The organism is Flagellimonas sp., from assembly GCF_965233845.1.
Classification (GTDB): domain Bacteria; phylum Bacteroidota; class Bacteroidia; order Flavobacteriales; family Flavobacteriaceae; genus Flagellimonas.
In genome coordinates, this window is sequence record NZ_OZ247584.1 from 4,288,410 (window position 1) to 4,310,958 (window position 22,549).

General features: G+C 43.7%; 16 protein-coding genes. 4 read left to right on the forward strand and 12 right to left on the reverse strand.

Annotation, left to right across the window (positions count from 1 at the left end; genetic code table 11):
• Positions 1-43 precede the first annotated feature (43 nt).
• The 5 genes from ACO6S0_RS19240 to ACO6S0_RS19260 form a co-directional block, all read right to left on the reverse strand.
• On the reverse strand, positions 44-2,173 hold the full coding sequence (locus ACO6S0_RS19240) for a Tex family protein (RefSeq protein ID WP_422349900.1): 2,130 nt from the start codon (positions 2,171-2,173) through the stop codon (positions 44-46).
• A 69-nt stretch (positions 2,174-2,242) separates the two neighbouring features.
• Positions 2,243-3,145 (reverse strand): histone deacetylase, encoded by a 903-nt coding sequence (locus tag ACO6S0_RS19245; protein WP_422349901.1) that lies wholly within the window; start codon positions 3,143-3,145, stop codon positions 2,243-2,245.
• Entirely contained in the window at positions 3,145-5,226 is a 2,082-nt protein-coding gene (gene metG / locus ACO6S0_RS19250) for a methionine--tRNA ligase (RefSeq protein ID WP_422349902.1), read from the reverse strand. Before metG ends, ACO6S0_RS19245 begins: the two co-directional genes overlap by 1 nt.
• A gap of 149 nt (positions 5,227-5,375) precedes the next feature.
• On the reverse strand, positions 5,376-7,088 hold the full coding sequence (locus ACO6S0_RS19255; RefSeq protein ID WP_422349903.1) for a DUF1501 domain-containing protein: 1,713 nt from the start codon (positions 7,086-7,088) through the stop codon (positions 5,376-5,378).
• Between the two features lie 10 nt (positions 7,089-7,098).
• On the reverse strand, positions 7,099-8,592 hold the full coding sequence (locus ACO6S0_RS19260; RefSeq protein ID WP_422349904.1) for a DUF1800 domain-containing protein: 1,494 nt from the start codon (positions 8,590-8,592) through the stop codon (positions 7,099-7,101).
• 169 nt (positions 8,593-8,761) lie between these two features.
• Here ACO6S0_RS19260 and ACO6S0_RS19265 point away from each other — a divergent pair, with 169 nt between their 5' ends.
• Both ACO6S0_RS19265 and ACO6S0_RS19270 read left to right on the forward strand, forming a co-directional pair.
• Positions 8,762-9,121, forward strand: coding sequence for a YraN family protein (locus tag ACO6S0_RS19265; protein ID WP_422349905.1), 360 nt, complete (start codon positions 8,762-8,764; stop codon positions 9,119-9,121).
• Between the two features lie 51 nt (positions 9,122-9,172).
• Positions 9,173-9,832 (forward strand): aspartate kinase, encoded by a 660-nt coding sequence (locus tag ACO6S0_RS19270; RefSeq protein ID WP_422349906.1) that lies wholly within the window; start codon positions 9,173-9,175, stop codon positions 9,830-9,832.
• 2 nt (positions 9,833-9,834) lie between these two features.
• Here the strand turns inward: ACO6S0_RS19270 and ACO6S0_RS19275 are convergent, their stop codons facing one another.
• Complete coding sequence (locus ACO6S0_RS19275) at positions 9,835-11,265, reverse strand: amidohydrolase family protein (RefSeq protein ID WP_422349907.1); 1,431 nt, start codon at positions 11,263-11,265, stop codon at positions 9,835-9,837.
• Between the two features lie 117 nt (positions 11,266-11,382).
• On the opposite strand from ACO6S0_RS19275, the gene ACO6S0_RS19280 reads away from it, so the two are divergent.
• Positions 11,383-13,344 (forward strand): DUF3352 domain-containing protein, encoded by a 1,962-nt coding sequence (locus ACO6S0_RS19280; protein WP_422349908.1) that lies wholly within the window; start codon positions 11,383-11,385, stop codon positions 13,342-13,344.
• 68 nt (positions 13,345-13,412) lie between these two features.
• Positions 13,413-14,570, forward strand: coding sequence for a serine hydrolase domain-containing protein (locus ACO6S0_RS19285; protein ID WP_422349909.1), 1,158 nt, complete (start codon positions 13,413-13,415; stop codon positions 14,568-14,570).
• Here the strand turns inward: ACO6S0_RS19285 and ACO6S0_RS19290 are convergent.
• The 6 genes from ACO6S0_RS19290 to ACO6S0_RS19315 all read right to left on the reverse strand — a co-directional run bounded on the left by ACO6S0_RS19290 (position 14,559) and on the right by ACO6S0_RS19315 (position 22,478).
• Complete coding sequence (locus ACO6S0_RS19290) at positions 14,559-15,260, reverse strand: ATP-binding protein (protein ID WP_422349910.1); 702 nt, start codon at positions 15,258-15,260, stop codon at positions 14,559-14,561. The genes ACO6S0_RS19285 and ACO6S0_RS19290 overlap by 12 nt on opposite strands.
• A 21-nt stretch (positions 15,261-15,281) precedes the next feature.
• Positions 15,282-18,701 carry a transcription-repair coupling factor gene (mfd, locus tag ACO6S0_RS19295; protein ID WP_422351852.1) on the reverse strand — a complete coding sequence of 1,140 codons (3,420 nt, stop codon included), beginning with the start codon at positions 18,699-18,701 and terminating at the stop codon, positions 15,282-15,284.
• Between the two features lie 129 nt (positions 18,702-18,830).
• Entirely contained in the window at positions 18,831-19,463 is a 633-nt protein-coding gene (gene pdeM, locus ACO6S0_RS19300; protein ID WP_422349911.1) for a ligase-associated DNA damage response endonuclease PdeM, read from the reverse strand.
• Between the two features lie 2 nt (positions 19,464-19,465).
• A complete protein-coding gene (locus ACO6S0_RS19305; protein WP_422349912.1) occupies positions 19,466-19,759 on the reverse strand; it encodes a type II toxin-antitoxin system RelE/ParE family toxin in 294 nt (97 codons plus the stop codon).
• On the reverse strand, positions 19,744-19,977 hold the full coding sequence (locus tag ACO6S0_RS19310) for a hypothetical protein (RefSeq protein ID WP_422349913.1): 234 nt from the start codon (positions 19,975-19,977) through the stop codon (positions 19,744-19,746). The genes ACO6S0_RS19305 and ACO6S0_RS19310 overlap by 16 nt, the downstream gene beginning before the upstream one ends.
• A gap of 38 nt (positions 19,978-20,015) precedes the next feature.
• Positions 20,016-22,478, reverse strand: a complete 2,463-nt coding sequence (locus ACO6S0_RS19315) for a ligase-associated DNA damage response DEXH box helicase (RefSeq protein WP_422351853.1) — start codon at positions 22,476-22,478, stop codon at positions 20,016-20,018.
• Positions 22,479-22,549: the final 71 nt, after the last annotated feature.

Consider the following 22,549-nt stretch of genomic DNA (forward strand, 5'->3'; position numbering starts at 1 on the left):
ACTAAAAGTTAACTATTATTTCTTAAAAGTGATTTTTGGGGATCTATGTGGACTTGTGCAATGCCAGCTGAATGCGCTTACGGACCTCATCAACCTCCAGGACTCTCACCACTACTTGTTGATGGAGACTTACATGTTCATTTACATCCTTGACAAAGGTATCCGCCAAATTGGAAATATGGATAAGCCCACTTTCCTTGATTCCGATGTCTACAAAGCAGCCAAAATTGGTGATGTTATTGACAATGCCCGGAAGCAACTGGTCCCTGCGTAAATCCGTGATTTGCTTAATATTTTGATCAAAAGTGAACACCTTTGCCTTTTCCCGCCGGTCCAATCCAGGTTTTTCCAGTTCCTGAAGAATATCTTTCAAAGTGGGCATTCCTATGGTTTCAGTACAATAGCGTTGAAGGTCTATTTGTTGCAATATGGAAGTATTACTTACAATCTCCCGTAAAGCCATCCCGTGATCTTGTGCCATTTGCTCAACAATAGGATAGCTTTCTGGATGTACCGCAGAGTCGTCTAAAGGATTATTTCCTTCTTTAACACGCAGAAACCCGGCTCCTTGTTCAAAGGCTTTTCCACCAAGACGAGGAACTTTTTTGATCTCTTTTCGGCTTTTGAAACCCCCATGCTCGTTACGGTAGGCCACAATGTTTTCTGCAAGTTTGGGTCCAATCCCCGAAACGTAACCCAGCAGCGAGACACTTGCTGTATTGATGTTCACTCCAACCGCGTTTACACAGCTTTCCACCACTGCGTCCAAGGAGGATTTAAGTTTGGTTTGATCCACATCATGCTGATATTGCCCAACTCCAATGGACTTTGCATCAATTTTTACCAATTCAGCCAAGGGATCGGCCAATCGCCTACCGATGGATACCGCCCCGCGCACCGTCACGTCATAATTGGGAAATTCCTCCCTTGCAATTTTGGAGGCCGAATAGATGGAAGCTCCTGCTTCGCTGACCACAAAGACTTCTATGGGGTTCTTGAAGGAAATCCGTTTTACCAAACGCTCCGTTTCTCTTGAAGCGGTTCCATTACCTATGGCAACGGCCTCAATTTTATAGGCATCTACCAGTGAGCTGATTTTTTTGATAGCTCCCGAACTATCATTTTGCGGGGCATGGGGATAAATGGTCTCGTTGTGTTTCAATGCGCCTTGGGCATCCAAGCAGACCACCTTACAACCTGTTCTGAATCCTGGGTCAATGGCCAATATCCGTTTTTCTCCCAAAGGTGCCCCCAAGAGCAGCTGCTTTAGGTTTTTGGAAAATACTTTGATGGCAGCTGTGTCTGCTTTCTCCTTGGCTTGTTTTAACAATTCATTGGTGAGGGAGGGGAAGAGCAATCGCTTGTAAGCGTCCGCAATGGCTATTTCAATTTGGGCTGAGCAGGCATTTTGGGATTTGATGATCCTACGTTCCATATTTTGAATCGCCCGTTCGTCATCAATTTCAATTTTTATACGAATGAAACCTTCCTTTTCAGCTCTTTGGATGGCCAGAAAACGATGAGAGGGGCAACGGGACAAAGATTCACTCCAATCAAAATAATCCCGGAACTTTTGTGCCTTTTCATCCTCTTTTTTGGTCTTTACCACTTTAGTGGTGATCAAGGCATGGCGTTCCAATTGATTTCGCAATTGGTTCCGGACATCGGTGCGCTCATTGATCCATTCGGCAATGATATGGAGCGCACCCTCCAAAGCCTCATCCTCGTTTTGCACTTGATCGTTTACATATTGGGAGGCAATGTATTCGATTTCATCGGTGCGTTGTGCCATGATGATTTTGGCCAAAGGCTCCAAGCCATTTTTACGGGCGGTCTCTGCCTTGGTCTTTTTGCTCTTTTTGAATGGAAGATATAGATCCTCCAAACTGGTAAGATCAGCGCAACTCTTAAACTTGGACTGGAGTTCCTGGCTAAGTAATCCTTGTTCCTCAACTGCCTTTATAATGGCAGTTTTTCTTTTTTCCAAAGCCTCAAAAGCGGTTTTGTATTGCACTATGGATCCAATCTGGACTTCGTCCAGATTTCCAGTACGCTCTTTGCGATATCTAGTAATAAAGGGAATGGTGCAGTCTTCATTTAAAAGCGTAATGGTATTGGCCACGCTTTTTTCTGAAAGCTGGGTGTATTTGAGGATATAGGGGATGAGTTGCATAGAATTATGGGAGGGTAATATCTTTTTAAATTAGAAACAGCGTTTGTTGGTTAAACGGTCAAGCAAAGATTAAAAATAGATTTCTTGGGCTAAGCGATAGGTGTTGGCATGCGATTCCACTATGGTCTTAATATTTGGCGTATAACCGCCTCCCATGCTACATTGAACGGGGATTTTTGCATCAAAACAGGATTGCAAAACAAAACGATCCCGTTCCCTACAACCTTTCCGGGTCATTCCCAGGGTGCCCAACTTATCCGATTCCAAAATATCTACTCCGCTAAGATAAAAAATGAAATCGGGCTGTACCTGTTGCATCAGCTTGGGCAATGTTCTTTTAAGTATGTCCAAATATTCCCTGTCTTTGATGCCCTTTTCCAAGGGAATATCCAAGTCCGAAACTTCCTTTTTAAAGGGATAGTTACCCTGGCCGTGCATGGAAAAAGTAAAAACTCGATCATCATCCTTAAAAATTTCCGCGGTCCCATTACCTTGATGCACATCCAAATCCACAATCAGGATTTTGGTGGCCAAACCTTTATCCAGAAGATATCTTGCCCCTATGGCTTGGTCATTCAGCATGCAAAAAGCTTCCCCATGGCCAGTGTATGCATGATGCGTGCCCCCAGCAATGTTCATGGCAATTCCATATTTTATCGCAAACCGACAACCTTGGATGGTACCCTGTGCTATGATCTGTTCCCGTTCTACCAATTCCTTACTCAATGGAAACCCAATTTTTCTAATTTCACTGGGTTTTAACCTAAGGTTTACCAAATCATTATAATAGCTGGCATCATGTGTCAATAATAGATCTTCTTCCTTGGGAAAACCCGGTTCAAAGAAATTCTCGGCGGTACAGGTGCCTTCATGTAGTAATTGCTGGGGCAACAACTCATACTTGATCATGGGAAATCGATGCCCCTCTGGTAATGGATGTTTGTAAATGGGATGGTATGCTATTTTAAGCATTAGCTGATGCTTTCCCCATTGCCAACACCATCCTCATCTGGATTAAGAAATACGAGTTTGCCCTCTTGGTTTTCTGTCATCAGAATCATGCCCTCGCTTTCCACACCACGTAATTTTCTGGGTGCCAAGTTGACCAATACGGTCACTTTTTTACCTATGATTTCTTCTGCAGAAAAGCTTTCCGCAATGCCAGAGACAATGGTTCGGGTATCCAGTCCTGTGTCTACTTTTAAAACCAAAAGTTTATTGGCCTTGGGCATTTTTTCGGCTTCAACGATAGTTCCCACCCTCATATCCAATTTGGTAAAGTCGTCAAAAGTGATGGTCTCTTTTTGAGGTGTAAGTTCTTTATCCATTTGTTCATTGGATTTTTTGGTGGCTTCCAGTTTGGCCAATTGTGCATCTATCTCTTGGTCTTCCACTTTGCGAAAGAGCAATTCACTTTTATTGATTTGGTGACCTGATGGGAGTAGAGTGTCCATGGCACTCACAGAATCCCATCCAAGGGATTTCTCACTGTTGTTCGAAATGACATTGAGAATGGCCTTGAGCTTTTGTGAGGTGAAAGGTAAAAAGGGTTCACTAAGAACGGCTAGACCAGTGGCGATTTGAAGGGCCACAAACATAATGGTCTTTACCCTTTCCTCATCTGTTTTGATAAGTTTCCAGGGTTCTTCGTCCGCCAAGTACTTATTTCCCAACCGGGCCAGGTTCATCAATTCTTGACTGGCTTCCCTAAAACGGTATCGGTCTAGGGAATCCGTAATTGTTTTTGGAAAGCTTCTTAAGGATTCCAAGGTCCGTTTGTCAATCTCCAGTAGTGCTGATGGATCAGGAACCACCCCGTTGTAGTATTTATGGGTAAGCACCGTGACGCGGTTGACAAAGTTCCCAAAAATGGCAACCAGTTCGTTGTTATTTCGAGCCTGAAAATCTTTCCAGGTGAAATCGTTGTCCTTGGTTTCCGGAGCATTGGCAGTCAATGCATAGCGAAGCACATCTTGCATGTTCGGGAACTCCTCCAAATATTCATGCAGCCATACGGCCCAATTTTTGGAAGTGGAGAGCTTGTTGCCCTCCAGATTTAGAAACTCATTGGCAGGCACGTTTTCAGGCAACACAAAATCCCCATGGGCCTTGAGCATACTTGGGAAGATGATACAGTGAAAAACAATATTGTCCTTGCCAATAAAATGAAGCAGCTTGGTGTTCTTGTCTTTCCAATAAGGTTCCCAATCTTTACCTTCTCGTTTGGCCCATTCCTTGGTTGAGGAAATATAACCTATGGGAGCATCAAACCAAACATATAGAACTTTGCCTTCCCCACCTTCCACGGGAACGGGAATGCCCCAATCCAAATCTCGGGTTACCGCACGGGGTTTTAAGCCATCATCTATCCAAGATTTGCATTGCCCATAAACGTTGGGTTTCCAGTCACTTTTATGGTCTTCCAAAATCCATTGTTTCAGGAAGTCTTCATATCTGTCCAGGGGCAGAAACCAGTGTTTGGTTTTCTTTAATGTTGGAACCCCACCGGTGATGGTGGATTTTGGATTGATCAAATCCGTGGCGTTCAAGGAAGAGCCACAGTTTTCGCATTGATCACCATAAGCTTCCTCGTATCCGCATCTTGGGCAGGTTCCGGTCACAAATCGGTCTGCCAAAAATTGTTGCGCTTCCTCATCAAACAATTGCTCGGTAACCTCTTCGATGAAGTCCTCTTGATCATACAGTTTTTCAAAAAAATCAGAAGCCGTCCTATGATGAACTTCAGCAGAGGTACGGGAATAATTATCAAAGGAAATCCCAAAATCAGCAAAGGACTTTTTGATGATTCCGTGGTATTTGTCTATAATTTCCTTGGGAGAAACGCCTTCCTTTTTGGCCTTCATGGGAATAGCCACTCCATGTTCATCACTACCACAAATAAAAGCTACGTCATGTCCTTGCAATCTCAGGTAGCGGGAATAAATATCCGCAGGCACATAGACTCCTGCCAAGTGTCCAATATGGATGGGACCATTGGTATAGGGTAAGGCTGCGGTAATGGTGTATCTTGAGGATGTTCCTTCGTTCGGCATTCAAAAATTCAATTAAGCCCCAAAAATACTGATTTAGGAAAAGATGCAATAGGATTGCCGTAAAAAAGGAAACCTCCGAATTGTGCAACCTAATTGGGGTGAGGGTTACACTATCGGAGGATTCTGGAAATTAAATGTTACAACCGGTCTTACATGATCATTACAGACTTACTTAATTTTTCTTCACCTACCCTGATTTGGTAAATGTATTTTCCTGTGGCCAGGCTATCACGCATGCGCTCCCGAATGTTGATTTCGGCTGAGCCTTCCAACATCATTTCATTGAAAACCGTTCCCACGTTTTGACCCAGGATGTTGTACAACTGAATATCCACGTGCGCGGCAACTGGCATTTCCAAATGGATATGTGGTGTGCGGTCTGTTGGATAATACGGTTTGTGTACAATACGGGCCAGTGCATCTGGATCTGGATCCGAACCATCTGGGCTTGGAGGAGTATCCGGAAGCGTTGGCGGGTCATCATTGTATACGATGTCAGGGAAATCAACCCCACTACAATTGAACCCAAGGTTAATGGGATTGTACGGATGATCCAACAAATGTTGTTCCACTAATGGGATAGGGACACAGAGCCATTCTGCCAAAACAGTGGCGTATAAATCCCTGAAATCCATGGTGTATTCCAAATTACCTCGACTATTTGGGCTATCCAGGGCTGGATGGTCACCCACAAAGGCACTCCCATTTAATCCTGAACCAAAGAAAAGGGTTGGAGCGGCCTTACCGTGGTCGGTTCCATTGGAACCATTTTCAAAGATCCTACGACCAAATTCGGAGAAGGTCATACTCAGTACCTTGTCATCCTGTTGGGTAAAAGCCAAATCTTCATAGAAATTGTTGACGGCTATGGAAAGATTCGTCATCAATCGCTCATGGGCCAAAGGCTGGTTACCATGGGTGTCAAAACCTCCCATGGAGATCATATACACCTTGGTTCCCAAATTCCCTTTGATCAATCGGGCCAGTAATGCCAATTGTCTGGCAAAACCGTTGTCCTGATATTCAACCTGATTCTGACCTCTTTCGTAGGCTTCATGGATCTTGCCTGCGTATTCGTAGGTAGTGTTGGCCACACCTCTGAGGAACCTTAACTGATCGCCATACATACAGTCGCCAAAGGGAGCAGTTTCCAAATCGTAGAACAAACCAGTTTCTGCAATTTCCTCCAACTGATCAATGTTGTTGGTCACAAAAGCGTAGTTGGTCTCCTCTCCCTGGAACACCAAATTGGACAAGTTTCCAATTTGAATAGCAGCCGGGGCCGGTGGCGGATCGATCAAATAGTTGGGATAACATTCTTCAAAATGCCTACCCATCCAACCCGTGTTCAATCCGGAGAATCCGGTAGTGGTCAAATCGGTATTGGCATAAATGTCGGAACCTGTGAAATGGGACAGACTTTGGTTTTCGTACCCTACGCCGTGAACGGCCTTGAACTGGCCATCGCCCCACATGGGCTCCAGTGAGCTCATGTAGGTGGGTACGCCAAAGTCATCGGTAAGTTTTAGGACCTTACTTTCTGGGATGTAAATGTTAGGTCTTGCGTTAGCATAAGTATCATATTGTTGGATGGGAATAACCGTACTTAGTCCATCGTTACCTCCAGACAGTCTTATTAAAATTAATATGTTGTCGGTTTCTGCATCGGCAATGGCCGACGTAAATGGAGAAGGTGCTGAAGCGGATACGAGGTTACTTCCCAAAAACATGGATCCTGAACCGGCAATACCCAAAGCTTGGATAAAGGAACGCCTGCTCCATGTTTTGTGTTCTTGATCATGGCCTTCATGTTCTAGGCCTTTATAGGGTGATGTATCGTGATTGTGATGATTATCGCACATGGGGTAGGGGTTATTTTAGTTGAAATTCGGGTTCTCTTGACAAATGTCTTAGCAGGAGGTACACCTGTGATGGAGCAGTAGGCCATACGGCCAAAGTCCATGTTGGAGTAGCTCCGCCCTCGTAATACGTTTCGTCTACATCACTTCTGAAAGCAATGTAGGCTTTCTCGTATTCAGCATCGGTAAGCAACCCTTTGGGAAGCAGTTTATCAATGATTGGCCTGGCAATAACATCTGGGTTATTGCTGGTTAGCCCGTCATTTCCTGTTAGTGCCAAGGCAAAATCCCGGAATTGTTCTGGATTGTCTTGGAAGAATCGCTCCAAGAACACCTCTGTGGTCAACCAACGGCCAATAATAAAGTTGGTGTTGATCCATTGTCTGTCACGCTGCCATCCAGCAACATCAAAGGGATCAAACATGGTTTGACCAATCAAACCAGCTGCATCAACAATATTGATTACCGTACTGTCGTCATAAGCAAAACCGGTTTCCTTGACCAAGTGCATATAAAGATCAAACGGACTTTTAATGATGACCCCTATCGCATCTTCATCAAAAAAGTGCTGACTTTTGAACAATTGCCTGAGCACGGGGGCTATTTCAAAATTATTGGCAGTAAAGGTTGCTGCCATACCATTAATAATGGCTTGGGCATTACCTGCATCGTCATCCGAATCTGGATGGACAAAGAACTCATATAGCTTTTTACAGATAAACCAGGCAATTTCGTTGGATCTTTCGGTAAATAGAATGTTGATGACATCATCATAATTCCAATTACCTGTTTGACCAAAAATGGTTTTATTTTCTGTATTAAAATCCGCGGGGTCAAATGTCACCTGGGTACATCCTTCCTCACCATCATTGGTATATCCGGAAATAGCTTTGGAAGTTTCAATGATATCCTCTTCCGTGTAGTTGTTTCCCTCCCCTAGGGTAAACAACTCGTAGAGTTCCCTGGCGTAATTTTCATTGGGGTTGTTACCTCTGTTACGTACACCGTCCAGGTAGTACAGCATGGCTGAGGTAAGCCCAATTTCGCTAACGAATGTCCTAAAGTTGCCTAAGGCATTTCGCTGTAAATTTTCTATATAATAATATAGGAAGGAATTACAGTTGTAGACGTCTATCTCAGTGACAAAGTGATTATGCCAAAAGAAACTGAGTCTATCCCTGAGATTATTGTCCAACATCGCGTTTCCATATGCGGTGGCAAATTCTTCGCGCTGCGCCCTGCGCATTTGACCAGCAAGATCATCGTCTGCTGGGTAGTCGGCATTGGTCCAGTCAGCCCAAGTGGGCGGAGCTATTGGTGGGGTGGCCAGGGCTTGATCCACTAAGGTGTCTACCAGAGTGTCCGCCGTTTGGCCAACAGCAGCGTTGATCGTTTGCACCGAGGCACTAAAACCCAGTCTTCGGTACAAATGGGCCGCACGCAACTCATCCAATGGAGTAGTGTACAGCGCCAAAGTTGAGGAATTACAATTGATAAAGTACTCCATAGCAATGTTCGGCGTTAAATAGGTCCATAGTTTTGGGGCAACTATATGTTTAGCTAACGTTGGGTGTGGTTCAGTTGAGCCAACAAATTACAATCTAAACGCTGTTTTCACTGTGAACTACCAAATTTTTCGATGAACTGCACATATTTTTTAATATTTTTCAAAATTGATGGCAAAACACAATGAATTTGGGAGACGTGGAGAGCAGTTGGCCGTGGATTATTTGCTTGATCAGGGCTTTGAGATTTGCGAAAAAAACTATCGGTATCTGAAGGCGGAGGTTGATATCATTGCCAGAAAGGATGATTTTCTGGTCATTGTTGAAGTGAAGTCCAGAACGGAAGGTTTTGTCGAAGAAATTTCCCAAACGCTAAGTAAAAAAAAGATTGCCTTGTTGACAATGGCAGCGGATTACTATGTTCAGAAAAATGACATAAAAGAGGAGGTTAGATTCGATTTGATCACCATAATCCAAAAAAAAGGGGATATAAATTTAAAACATGTTAAAAATGCTTTCTATTTTTTCTAACCATTTGTTTTATTTATAACAATATGTTAGTTTTGTCTCAAACCAGGCAAAATGAAAACCATCTCCGCAGTAGTTGAGCACTACATTAAAAAAAAGCCCTTTTTACAAAGTGCCTTGGCACAGGGTATTATCAATCTAACTTCTTTATCACGACAAATTAAACCGGAAATATCTGATGCCCTAGGCAAGGATGTAAAGGATGGAGCCATCGTCATGGCACTAAAACGTCTGTCCGACGATTTGGAGTTTAGGGCCACGCACCGAATTGTAAAGGTGCTAAAAAATATCGGTGAGATTACGGTTAGATCGTCCCTAACGGATTACACTTTTCTGGCGTCTGAAACCATTCTTGGACAACAGGCCAAACTCTTGGAAGAGGTCCATGCAAACCAAGACGTTTTTTATACTTCTTCTAGGGGAGTTAACGAAATCAATATTGTGATCAGTAGCCTCATGGATGGAGTTGTGGAAAAATATTTTAAGCACGAACGCTGTACCCAGAAGGCTGAAAACTTATCCTCTATTACCGTTAAACTTCCGGCTGAGAAAGTATCGGTGCCGGGAATCTACTATTTCATTTTCCAGCGTTTGGCATGGGAGGGGATTGTCCTTTACGAAGTAATTTCCACAACCAACGAGTTCACCATTTTGGTCAATGAGGACCAAGTGGATGTGGCCTTTAAAACCATAAAGGATTTGAAGAGTCTTTAGGGCTATTTTTCCACCATAAGATACTCCACCCAACGAAGCGCGGTGGCCACCAACCCTTTTCGGTTTTTGGCCTTGCTTTTGAACTGTTCCATGAGTTCGGGCTCTAACTTGCGACCGTCCACCATCACCCATTTCGGATTTTTTAGAACTTTCAGATTGTCCAACGGGTTTTGGTCGGTGAGTATGAAGTTGGCCTTTTTGCCTTCTTGAATGGTTCCAATGTTGTACAATTTATCATGTACTTTGGAGGGGTTGATGGTAGCTGTCTTCAAGGCACCATAGTTGGTCATTCCTGCCTCCAAATAAAAAGCCAGTTCCTCATGGATGGAAAACCCTGGCGCTGTTATACCTATCCCAGCGTCCGTACCACTAACAATGTTGACACCTATTCGGTTAAGCTCATTTACAATGTGTAAATGAAAATCATGCTGTTCTTGAATGCGTTCAACAATATTCGGATCGGTCTCTTTTTCTGAAGTCCATCGTTCCAGCTGCGCTTCACTATCCACCTTTTTTACCAAAGGACTGATATAAGCCGCTTGCTCCGAATTCAAGATGTCATCATCTTGCAGCATCTCCAGAATTTTGGAATATCCGGTAAGGGTTGGACTAAGTGTTTGTCGACCTGCCCCATATTGTGCAATCACACTTTTTAGAATGGTAGTGTCCAATTCATAGGACAAAGCTTGTTGAACAATATCCTCGGCATGTTCCACCGTGGCTATTTGCGGTTGGAAATTATTGCCATAGGGTACATCAAAACTGGGATGCACTACAACCTCCATTTGGGAAGCTTCCGCCTGTTCCAAAACCGCATTAAAAATGTTCAAGGGCATACCGGCATACGTCTTAATGCAATCGTATCCCTTGGCTTTGTGTTCCCTTACCAATTCCCTGGCCATTTGCGGATCCTGTACTTGGATTTTTTCATCCCCTGGATCATAAGGGCCTGTTAAAATGGGCCCTGAAGTGAAAAGTTGGGGCGATACAATTTTGCCTTCTGCAATATCCTCCTTTATCCGAAGATGCATGGGAAAGCCCCTTAAGTTTCTAACGGTGGTTACTCCATTGGCCAGATAAACCCCTAAATCATATCGGTCCCAAATATGCACGTGCATGTCCACCAATCCGGGGGATAGAAATCCGTTTGCTGCATCAATTTCTTCCAATCCATTCGATGGGATTTGATCAGCGATCTGCTTAATTCGTCCGTTTTCTACAAGCACACTTTTTCCCTTCAGTACAGTGTCCTTGGTCATTGGAACCACATTGACATTTTTGATCAGATAGCTATTGGTTTCCAAATCTGGATGCGCGCTTATCTCGAGATATGAAGTCCTACGACTATCAACGAATAAGGAAATCAGGATAAACACGAGAAACAAGATCAAAACAATACCTATTCCCTTGAGTAGCTTTTTGAGTAGATTCATTGGATACTGCAATTTGGTCTCAAAAATAAATGATTTAGGAATCAAGAGGCAAATTGAAAGTGTGTTGTAAACTAAATTCTTGGTTCTCCCGTTTTTAGGAAAGACACTTTTGGAAGTATGGCCAAAAAAAGGATTCTTTTCGGTTTGTTGACCCTTCTGGTCATCTATCTGTGTTATCTCGCCTACATTTTTATACTTTCCCCCAAGACCAACCTGCAGTCTATTTATTTGATTCCGAAGGATGCCGTGTTCGTCATTGAATCTGACAAACCGGTTGAGAGTTGGGCCAAGGTTAGTGAAAGTAAAACGTGGAGGCATCTTCAGAAGAACGATTACTTTGCCCAGCTTACTGAGAACATCCAAAAAGTAGATACGGTTTTCAATGACAACCATAGGTTGTTTGAGTTTTTTGATGGGAGATCCCTGTTTATCTCCATTCACATGATCAGCAAAAAGGACTATGGCATTTTTTATGTGCTGGACCTTAAGCGAATTGCCAAACTCAAACTGCTAAAGACCTACCTAAACACCTTGCTCAATGAAAACTACACCATGAGCAAGCGGGTATACCATGATCATGAGATCTTGGAGATATATGATCGCAAGAACAAGGAGACTATGTATCTGGCCTTTATCAAGAACCAGTTGGTGGCGTCGTATACCCATACTTTGGTGGAGGCTTCCATAGATCAGTATCAAGAACCGTTTTTGGGACGCAATCTTGATTTTTTGGAGGTCAATACAAGGGTGGGTTATGAGGACCTTTTTCGCCTGTACCTGCAATATGATTTTTTGGATGACTACTACGGACGGTTCTCGGACCAGGCCAATGATTGGATCGCACGGGCCAGTAAGAACTTGCTGTTTTCCGGCTTTCATTTTGATTTGGACAATGGAGGAACCATAACCGCAAACGGCTTTACCAACATTAGTCCTACCCATTTAAACTATTTGACTGCCCTACAACAATCTGGAACCGCGGAGAGAACGATACCGAGCATCGCACCAAAAAGAACGGCACTTTACATCAGTTATGGCTTTGACAGTTTTGGTGAATTCTATAAAAATTTTGAAGCTGTTCAGCAAGATGATCCCGAACAGTTTGAGTCCTATAAGGAAGGGATTCAAAAAGTGGAAAAGTTCCTTAAAATTGATGTCAAGGAAAATTTTGTAAGCTGGATTGGGGAGGAGATTGCCCTGCTTCAGATCAAATCAAGAATTTCCGAGGTGGAAAATGAAATGGCTTTGGTGCTGAAAACAACGGATGCAGGGATGGCCAAAACCCATTTGGATTTTGTACTCAAACAAATCAAAAAGAAGACCCCCGTAAAATTCAAGACCATTGAATACAAAGGTCTTGAGATAAAGTTCCTGTCCATTAAGGGATTCTTCAAGATTTTACTGGGGAATAGGTTCAAGGAATTTGATAAACCCTATTTTACCCAGGTGGACGACTATGTGGTCTTTAGCAACAATCCCAACACCTTAAAGGCATTGATTGATGATTTTAAGGATGGGAGTACATTGAACAACTCGGAGGAATTCCAACAATTCAACAAAAAGTTTCATAGGACTTCAAGTTTGTTTATCTATAGCGATGTGTCCCTGCTTTATGAGAATATGAAGATCATGGCAGATACCAAGACCAAAAACAGCCTGCACAAAAACAAGAATTTTATCCTGTGTTTTCCCAAGGCCGGATTCCAATTAACGCCCGAGGATGACCTTTTTGAAAGCAGGTTGGTGGTCAATTATCAAGATGTTGAAGTACTTCCAAAAACCGAAAAACCCAAACCCAAGATTCAAATTCCCGTTGATCGGAAAATCACCGAAGCAGTCTTCGATTTAAAACCCATATATCCTTCGGATTTAAATGCAAAGACCTTCTCCAAAAAATACAGCAATGGCCAAATTAGGTTTGAAGTAGACCTTAAGGACGGAATGAAACATGGGCAGTACAAGGCGTTTTATTCCCATGGAACGGAAAAAATCACGGGCAGGTATAGAAAGGACCAGCAGGTGGGCACTTGGAAATATTTTGGAAAGGATGGCGAACTACTGCTAAAAAAGCGTTTTTAATTTCACTGCAGGACTTCTGGATTAGCATTGCAATCACTAACTTGATTTCCCAAAATCGACTAGTGAAAATGAAAAGAACATTTACCCTACTGACCGCCCTTCTTTTAGTTTTATCGTTTACCTCCCATGGACAGGAAATTTATTTTCCCGATCGTAATGCAACTTGGAAGGGAGCAATAGAAAACCAGTTTAAAATTGATCAAGCAAAATTGAAGACCGCGGTTGAATTTGCAGAAAACAATGAATACTCAGGTTCCAGAGATTTAAAACAGGCCATTTTAAAGGGTTTTGAGCGAGAACCTTTCCATGATATTTTGGGTCCGACCAAGGAGCGGGGCGGCCCGGCAGGGATGATCTTAAAAAATGGATATCTTTTGGCCGCTTGGGGAGATACCAAGCGTGTGGACATGACCTTTAGTGTTACCAAAAGTTTTTTGTCTACCATGGCAGGTTTGGCTTTGGACAAGGGATTGATTTCGAACGTCACCGACAAGGTGGGACGCTACGTTTGGGATGGTACTTTTGATGGCGAGCACAACGGCAAGGTCAATTGGGAGCATCTGCTGCAGCAAAATTCAGATTGGTCTGGCGAGCTTTGGGGACTAAAGGACTGGGCAGATAGACCCCCAAGAGAGGGTGGTTTGGACGATTGGAGGTTTAGAAAATTGAATGAGCCCGGAACCGTGATGGAGTATAACGATGTACGGGTAAACGTTCTGGCGTATTCCCTGACCCAGGTTTGGCGCAAACCCCTGCCCATGGTCCTAAAAGAAAATCTGATGGACAAGATTGGTGCAAGCACCACCTGGAGGTGGTATGGCTATGACCATGCTTGGACCACGATAGATGGGATTAAAATGCAATCCGTGACCGGGGGAGGACATTCAGGAGCGGGAATATTCATTAGTGCCGAGGATATGGCTCGATTTGGATTGGTATTCCAGAACCAAGGTAAATGGAAGAATGAACAACTGATCAGCCAGGATTGGATAAAAATGGCAACCCGTCCTTCAGTTCCCAATGTGAACTATGGCTATATGTGGTGGCTGAACCAAAAGGGAGCCAGACATTGGGAGGGTGTGCCGGAACATGTCTTCTACGCCGCTGGATTTGGGGGTAATTTTATCGTTATAGATCAGCAAAACGGGCTTTTAATGGTAACCCGATGGTTGGAGCCTCAAAAAATAGGGGAATTTGTGAAGTTGGTCTACAAATCATTGGAGTAGGATATCACAGAAGCCAAACTGAATAGGATTGGATGTATCGGATGGGTTGTCATAGGTTCGAAACACCTTTTCCCCAATTTCGAATGAGATGGGATGATTAAAGATGGGGCCGTCAAAGCAAAACGTATGGAACTCCCCATTCTCTCCACAGGGATCCACATTTTTGGGGAACTGCTCCAGTAAATCCAAAGACAATTCGGCTCCCAAAAAGGATTCCTCCAGTAGGTCGTTGTTGATGCACACAATCACCGTTCTAAAGCCCTTTTCCAAAAATTCCATGTACAGTTCCCGCGTGTCCCTTTTCCAAATGGGAAACACAGCTTGAATGCCCTGGGTGGCTAGCATTTTTTCCCGGTAGACTTTTAAATCCTCCAGAAAGATGTCTCCAAAAGCCGCGTGTGTATACCCATCAGCAACCATTTGTTGCATTTTTTGGGTCATGAGCTCATTGTAGGTTTCCATGGAGGGCTTTTCTGGAACTTCAACAATATCCAACGGAATATCAATGGCAGCAGTTTGCGCTTCCAGAACGGGGCGGGGCAAACCATGCATGGAAACCCTATCGTAGTGCGAATTGACGGTGGTCAACAACCGATCCACCGTATATTCTTCTTGCTGCTGTAAATGGTATAAGGCTAGGGCCGAATCCTTGCCTGAACTCCAGTTGAAAAATGTCTTTTTTGGTGTCATATTGTACCGAAGCTGATAGATTTATCTTGTAATTGCCTCGAGTTGAAAAGACTCTAGGGCCCCAAGGGCTTTTTCCACAGAATTGATCCCATCAAAAACCAATAACAACCTTAGGCCATTACGGGTTTGTTTTTCCTTGAGTTGGCAACTTCTTGGGTTGGACTGTACGTACTGCAACACTTGGGTAAAAGCGGGACTTTGGTAAAAATCGGATTGTTGGTCGGCAATAAAATACCCTAAGAATTTGCCTTTCTTCAACACCACTTTTTCCAGTCCAATGGTATTGGCGATCCACTTGATTCTAACAGAGTTCAAAAGATCAACGGCTTGAGAGGGCAGTTCCCCAAAACGGTCTACGAGCTCCGCTTCATATTTTTGAAGTCCCTCCTCATCCTGAACTTCGTTCAGCTGGGTGTACAAGTTCAACCGCTCCGTGATGTTATTGATATAATCGTCTGGATAGAGGAGTTCAAAATCGGTGTCCAATTGGGTGTCCTTCACATAAGTCTTGGGCTTTTCACCTTCCACTTCTTCGTACAGTTCCTTGAATTCATTTTCCTTCAACTCCTCAATGGCTTCGGTCAATATTTTTTGATAGGTCTCAAAACCTATCTCGTTGATAAAACCGCTTTGCTCGCCACCCAATAAATCTCCTGCCCCACGAATCTCCAGATCCTTCATGGCAATGTTGAAACCACTGCCCAATTCCGTAAACTGCTCCAAAGCTTCAATTCGTTTTCGGGCATCTGGGGTCATGACCTCGTAAGGCGGGGTGATAAAGAAACAGAAGGCCTTTTTATTGCTTCTTCCCACACGGCCCCTCATTTGGTGAAGGTCGCTCAGACCAAAATTATTGGCGTTATGGATAAAAATGGTGTTGGCATTGGTCACATCCAAGCCGCTCTCCACAATGGTGGTGGACACCAGCACATCAAATTCCCCGTTCATAAAGGCCATCATCAGCTGCTCCAATTTTTTCCCTTCCATTTGCCCATGTCCAATTCCAATTTTGGCATCTGGGACCAAACGCTGGATCATGCCGGCCACCTCCTTAATGTTTTCGATGCGATTATGGATAAAAAACACCTGCCCTCCACGTTGGATTTCATAAGAGACCGCATCCCGAATAATCTCCTCGTTAAACTGGATAACACGACTTTCAATGGGATAACGGTTGGGAGGAGGTGTATTGATTACGGACAAATCCCGAGCCGCCATCAAACTGAATTGCAAGGTTCTAGGAATGGGCGTTGCGGTAAGGGTAAGCACATCCACATTTTCTTTAATGGATTTGAGCTTGTCCTTTACGGCCACCCCAAACTTTTGCTCTTCGTCCACAATGAGCAGTCCCAAATCCTTGAACTGCACATTTTTGTTCACCAACTGATGGGTGCCTATGATGATATCGATTTTACCTTGGGCCAAGCGCTCCAAGATTTCCCGTTTTTCCTTGGCGGTTCTAAAGCGATTCAGGTAGTCGACGGTCAACGGAAGTTCTCCAAATCGCTTTTTAAATGTATTGTTGTGCTGGAAGGCCAAAATGGTGGTGGGAACCAAAACGGCAACCTGCTTTCCATTGTCCACCGCCTTAAAAGCCGCCCGTATGGCCACTTCGGTTTTTCCAAAGCCCACATCACCACAAATCAAGCGATCCATGGGGCGCTCACTTTCCATATCCCTTTTTACATCTTGGGTGGACTTTTCCTGATCAGGAGTGTCCTCATAAATAAATGAGGCTTCCAGTTCATGTTGCAAATAACTGTCAGGGGCATACTGAAACCCTTTTTCCAAACGGCGTTTTGCATAGACCTTGATGAGGTCAAAAGCAATTTTCTTGACCCTGCTTTTGGTCTTTTGCTTTAATTTTTTCCAGGCGGCGGAGCCCAATTTGTAAATTTTGGGCACAGCACCGTCCTTGCCATTAAACTTGGATATTTTGTGCAGGGAGTGAATACTTACATACAATATGTCACGGTCTCCGTAGACCAATTTTATGGCCTCTTGTTTTTTGCCCTCAACATCAATCTTTTGAAGCCCACCAAATTTTCCGATACCATGATCTATATGGGTTACGTAATCCCCAATTTCCAATTTGTTAAGCTCTTTTAGGGTGATGGCCTGTTTTTTTGCGTAGCCATTTTTGAGCTGGAACTTGTGGTATCGTTCAAATATTTGGTGATCCGTATAACATGCCAATTTAAGATCGGAATCCACAAAACCGTGATAAATGGGGAAGACTAAGGTTTTGTAGTGAACCTCTTCCTCTATATCCTGGAAAATATCATGGAATCGCTTGGCTTGCTGCTCCGTGGAACAGAAAATGTAGTTGGTAAAACCTGCCTGATGATTTTCATTAAGGTTTGCAATCAACAGGTCAAACTTTTTATTGAAAGCTGGTTGTGGTTTGGTGTTGAAAGTTATTATGTGTTTGTCCTTTCCAGCGGAGTCGAGAAATTGGACAGAGATAGCCCGATCCATCTCGACTGCACTCGATGAGACACCATCAAGAGATATTAGTTTAAAGTCTTGTAGTTGCGCTCTTAACAAATCCGAAGTCACAAACAGCTCTGCCGGTTGGGCATGTTTGATTGCCTCACTCAATTGCTTGAAGCTGTCCTCTGCTTTTTCAAAAAACGCATCGATTCGGGAGTAGACCAAATCCAGGTTCTTGGAAAAGATGACGGTTTTGGGCGAAATATATTTTAGGAAGCTCTCCCGGGTCTCCTGCAAAAATTTGTTCTCAACATTGGGAATAATGGTAATTCGTTTCACCTTGTCCGTGGACAGCTGTGTCTCCACATCAAAGGTTCGGATACTGTCTACCTCGTCCCCAAAAAACTCAATACGGTAGGGCTCGTCATGTGAAAAGGAAAACACGTCCACAATCCCGCCGCGTACCGAAAACTCCCCAGGCTCCGTGACAAAATCGACCCGTTGAAACTGGTATTCAAATAAAACTTCGTTCAAAAAGTCAAGGGACAGTGTATCCTCCAACTTGATTTTTAAAGTGTTTTTGTCCAGCTCTTTTCGGGTGACCACCTTCTCGAAAAGGGCATCGGGATAGGTAACGATTATTGCTGGTTTTTTGCGCGAGTTGATTCGGTTGAGCACTTCAGCTCGAAGCAACACATTGGCATTGTCCGTTTCCTCAATTTGATAAGGTCTTCGATAACTGCCCGGATAAAATAGGACATTTTTTTCGCCCACCAACTGTTCCAGATCATTTAGGTAATAGGCCGCTTCCTCCTTGTCGTTCAACAAAACCAGAAAAGGAACCTCCGCTTCTTGGAAGGTGGAGGAAATGACAAAGGAAAGTGCGGAACCGGTAAGACCTTTAACAGCTATGGGGTGGGTTGTATCTTGTTTGGAGGCAATAGCATCCCGCAGTTTCCCTAGTTGGGGAGACTGTTCAAAGAGTTGGGAAATGGACGATTTGGTCAATCCAACAAATTTGCTGCAAATATAGCGGGAAGAAGATTTATGGGCAATGCAGGACCTGAGATTTCTCAATGCTTCGCTACCCAAATTGTGTTTTGTAGAAAGTTGTCATTTCGAGCATAAGCGAGAAATCTAAATCTTTACCACTTCATCTTCCACTATGGCATAGACCTTATCCCCTCTTTTGGGTTTCAAGGTATGGGTGCCTGTAAATGCCCCAAAAGCAGGAAAAACAAGTTGGTTTTTAGTTTTGAAATAGCAGGCCAAACGTAGTGTTTGTCTGCCACCCCCTTTAAGTTTGATGGCTGGATGGATGTGCCCACAAAAATTAAAATAACCCTCGCGTTCTTCAGGGTGATGGGTCAACAGAAAATCATCCATAATCAGTTCTTGGAAAATGGGAATGCCCAGATTCTCGAACTTATGGGGTGAGATAATATCGTGGTTCCCTGCAACCAACACAATCTCTGAAGGTGTTTTGGCCACCCAGTTTTCAAAAAGTTCCCATTCCTTGTTCAAGGTGGAGTGAAACAGATCCCCCAAAAAACAGATTTGGAAAGGTTCAAAATCCGATACAATTTGATCTAGAAGCACATAGTTTTTATGAATGGCCTTTCGGGGTATGGCAGCACCGAACTTTCTAAAATGGGCCACCTTGCCCAAATGCACATCGCTGATCAACAACATGGATTTTTCCTTCCAAAAAATCCCGCCCAAGGGGTGGAGGAAGAATTGTTGGTTCCTGATATTAATGTGTAACTGCACCTTTACAATTTTAAACTTTTTGGATTTTGACGCGTATCCCAAACCAGGTGGATGATAATTTCATCAGCAGTAATCGCATAATAGATTTTGTAACGTCCTTTTATGAGCACATGGATTCCCTTGAAGGAGGTTTTCATTCCCATCCAAGGAAATTTGGCTATCAAGTCAATCATTTGCTGAATTTCCAGATGCAGTTTCCTGCTATATACTTTGGATTGGTTCCGTATGGCATAGTATTCTAAGATTTGTGAAAAAATAGCATATGCCCTTGAAGTCCAAACTATTCTTTTAACCATTCCCCAGTCCTTTTAAAAGCGGAATCTGAGGTTAGGACACTTCCTTTTTTATAATCTTCAATACTTTCGGAAATTAAACTTCTTTCCGATTCGGAAACTTGATACAGACTGCCCGAGGTATGGGCATGAACCATTTCCTTAAAAAGTTTTAATGTGGTCTTGTCTTTTATGGTAAGCAACTTTTCTATGATGTCATTTTGAAGTTCTGAAACGGTCATTTTCAAGCTTTTTGTAAATATAACAATTTGGGAAGTGACTACTTCGTAAGCAAACGGGTCATCCGCTTTATACGATCCGCCAATTTTTCGTTGGATAATTTTTCCCTGAGCCTATCGGTAATTATAGGGAAGGAAAACGGGGTTGGGTTTTGGCACTTTTTCCAAACGATTTCCTGTTTGGCAATGCGCTCCAGTGCCAACCGCAGGCGGCCTTCTTCCAATTGGTGTTCAAAAGTTTCAGTAAAGGCTTGTTGGTACAATAGATTATCGTCCTCAAAATCCTTGAACACGTCAAAAAGCAATTGCGAACTGCTTTGCAGGTGCTTCATTTTTACGCCTTTCTCTGGATAACCCGTGAACACCATTCCACTGATGACGGCAATATCCCGGAACTTCCGTCGTGCCATTTCATTGGAGTTTAAACTTTTCTGAAGATCGGAAAGCATGTATTCCGGGGTGAATAAATCATTGTCCAAAACCGCGTGGATGTCTATGGGCTTGTCCGAGAGCAATTCAAAACCGTAATCGTTGAAGGCCAAGGAGCAAGTGATAGGGGAGAGTAGGCTAATCCTATAGGCCAACAAACTGCTCATCCCCTCGTGGATGGCGCGGCCTTCAAAAGGGTAGAAGATGTGATGGTATCCATCATTGGTCTTAAACGTCTCTATTAATAATTGATGGGGTTGCGGCACAATGCTTTCCTCGCGTTGCTTGGCAAACATGGATGCCAGCGATTTGATTTCTATGGCTTGCTCGGCAATCGGAAGTTCTGCGGAATACAATTCTTGCCGCAGCAACTCGGACATTTTAGCTGAGAAACTAAGGCGACCTCCCATCCAGGACGGGATTTTATTGCTCCGCTTGGAAGAATTCCGTACTTGCGCAGTCATGCCTTTGATTCTTATAAACTCCAGATTCCGACCCGCGAACGTAAAGACATCCCCAGGACTCATTTTGGAGATAAAAGATTCCTCGATGGTGCCAATGTAACCCCCTTTTTGGTAGCGAACGGACAAACTTGCATCCCCAACTATGGTGCCTATTTGAAACCTATGCCTTCGGGCTATGGCCAGGCTATTTACCTTAAACCTCCCGTCTGCATCTACCTCTACTTTTTTATATTCGTCATAGCTTTTTAGGCTCTGGCTTCCCATAACTAAAAAGTTCAATAACCATTGCCAAATTTCTTCGGTCAAGGTTTGGTAACAAAAGGTTTGCCTCACCTCCTTGTAAATCTCATCCGGATAAAAACCGTCGGAAACGGCCAAGGTGGTTAGGTATTGTATCAATACATCGTAACTGTTCAAGTAGGGAATCCGGTCTTCCACAGCAGCGTTTAAAACGGCCTTTTGCATAGCTGATGCTTCAATGAGCTCAATGGCATGGGTGGGCAAAAAATAGATAACGCTTTCTTTGCCGGGTTTGTGCCCGCTCCGTCCTGCACGTTGCAAAAATCGGGCCACACCTTTTGGCCCTCCAATTTGGATCACGGTTTCCACGGGAGCAAAGTCCACCCCTAAATCCAAACTGGAAGTGCAGACCACAGCTTTTAAACTTTCATTTCGGATGGCCTGTTCCACCCAAAGCCGGGTGTCCTTGTTTATGCTTCCGTGGTGCATGGCAATCTCCCCGGCATATTCGGGATGTTTTTCCAGGATTTTCTGAAACCAAATTTCGCACTGCCCTCGGGTATTGGTGAACAACAATGTGGTTTTGCTCTTGTTGATGATGGGGACCACCTCTTCCAAAAGATGAAGACCCAAGTGGCCGCGCCACGGGAAAGTTTCCATCTTTTTGGGAATGATACTTTTTACTGTGATTTTTTTGTTAAGGTTGGCCTTGATCAATACCGAATTGGAGAGGGCCTTACTAGTAGGTCCCAGCAAAACTTCCCTAGCCTGTTCCAAGTTACCAATGGTTGCCGAAATACCCCATATGCGTAAATCGTTGCAGATGGTTTTTAAGCGGGAAAGCCCCAATTCCATCTGAACTCCTCTTTTGGAACCTAAAAGCTCATGCCATTCATCCACAACCACAGCAGCGCAATTTTTAAAGACTTTGTCGTAGCCCTTGGCCGAAAGCAAGAGTTGAAGACTTTCAGGGGTAGTGATCAACAGGTCTGGCATGCTTTTTTTCTGTCGGGCTCTTTCCGCAGCGGAGGTGTCTCCAGTTCGGATTCCCACGGTCATCTGGGTACCCAAGTCCTGTGTGATGCGCTCTGCAGATTGTTTTATTTCTTGGGAGAGTGCCCGTAATGGGGTGATCCAGATGGCCTTTAGTCCTTTTTTGTGTTTGGTCCTGTAGTTCGGATTTTTGCGGATATAATCCAAGACAATAGGAAACCAAAGTGCGTAGGTTTTTCCACTGCCTGTGGGGGCGTTCAGCAGTCCGTGCTTCCCATCCAAAAAAGCCTCCCAGGATTGTTTCTGGAACGCAAAAGGTTTCCATCCTTGTTGATGGAACCATTCTTGGGCGATATGAAAAAGCTCGGATTTTTTCAGCGGATTTGGATGTGAAATTGACTAGCGGAAAGAAAATTACAATTTCTTTCGGGGATAATTTTACCGTCCTT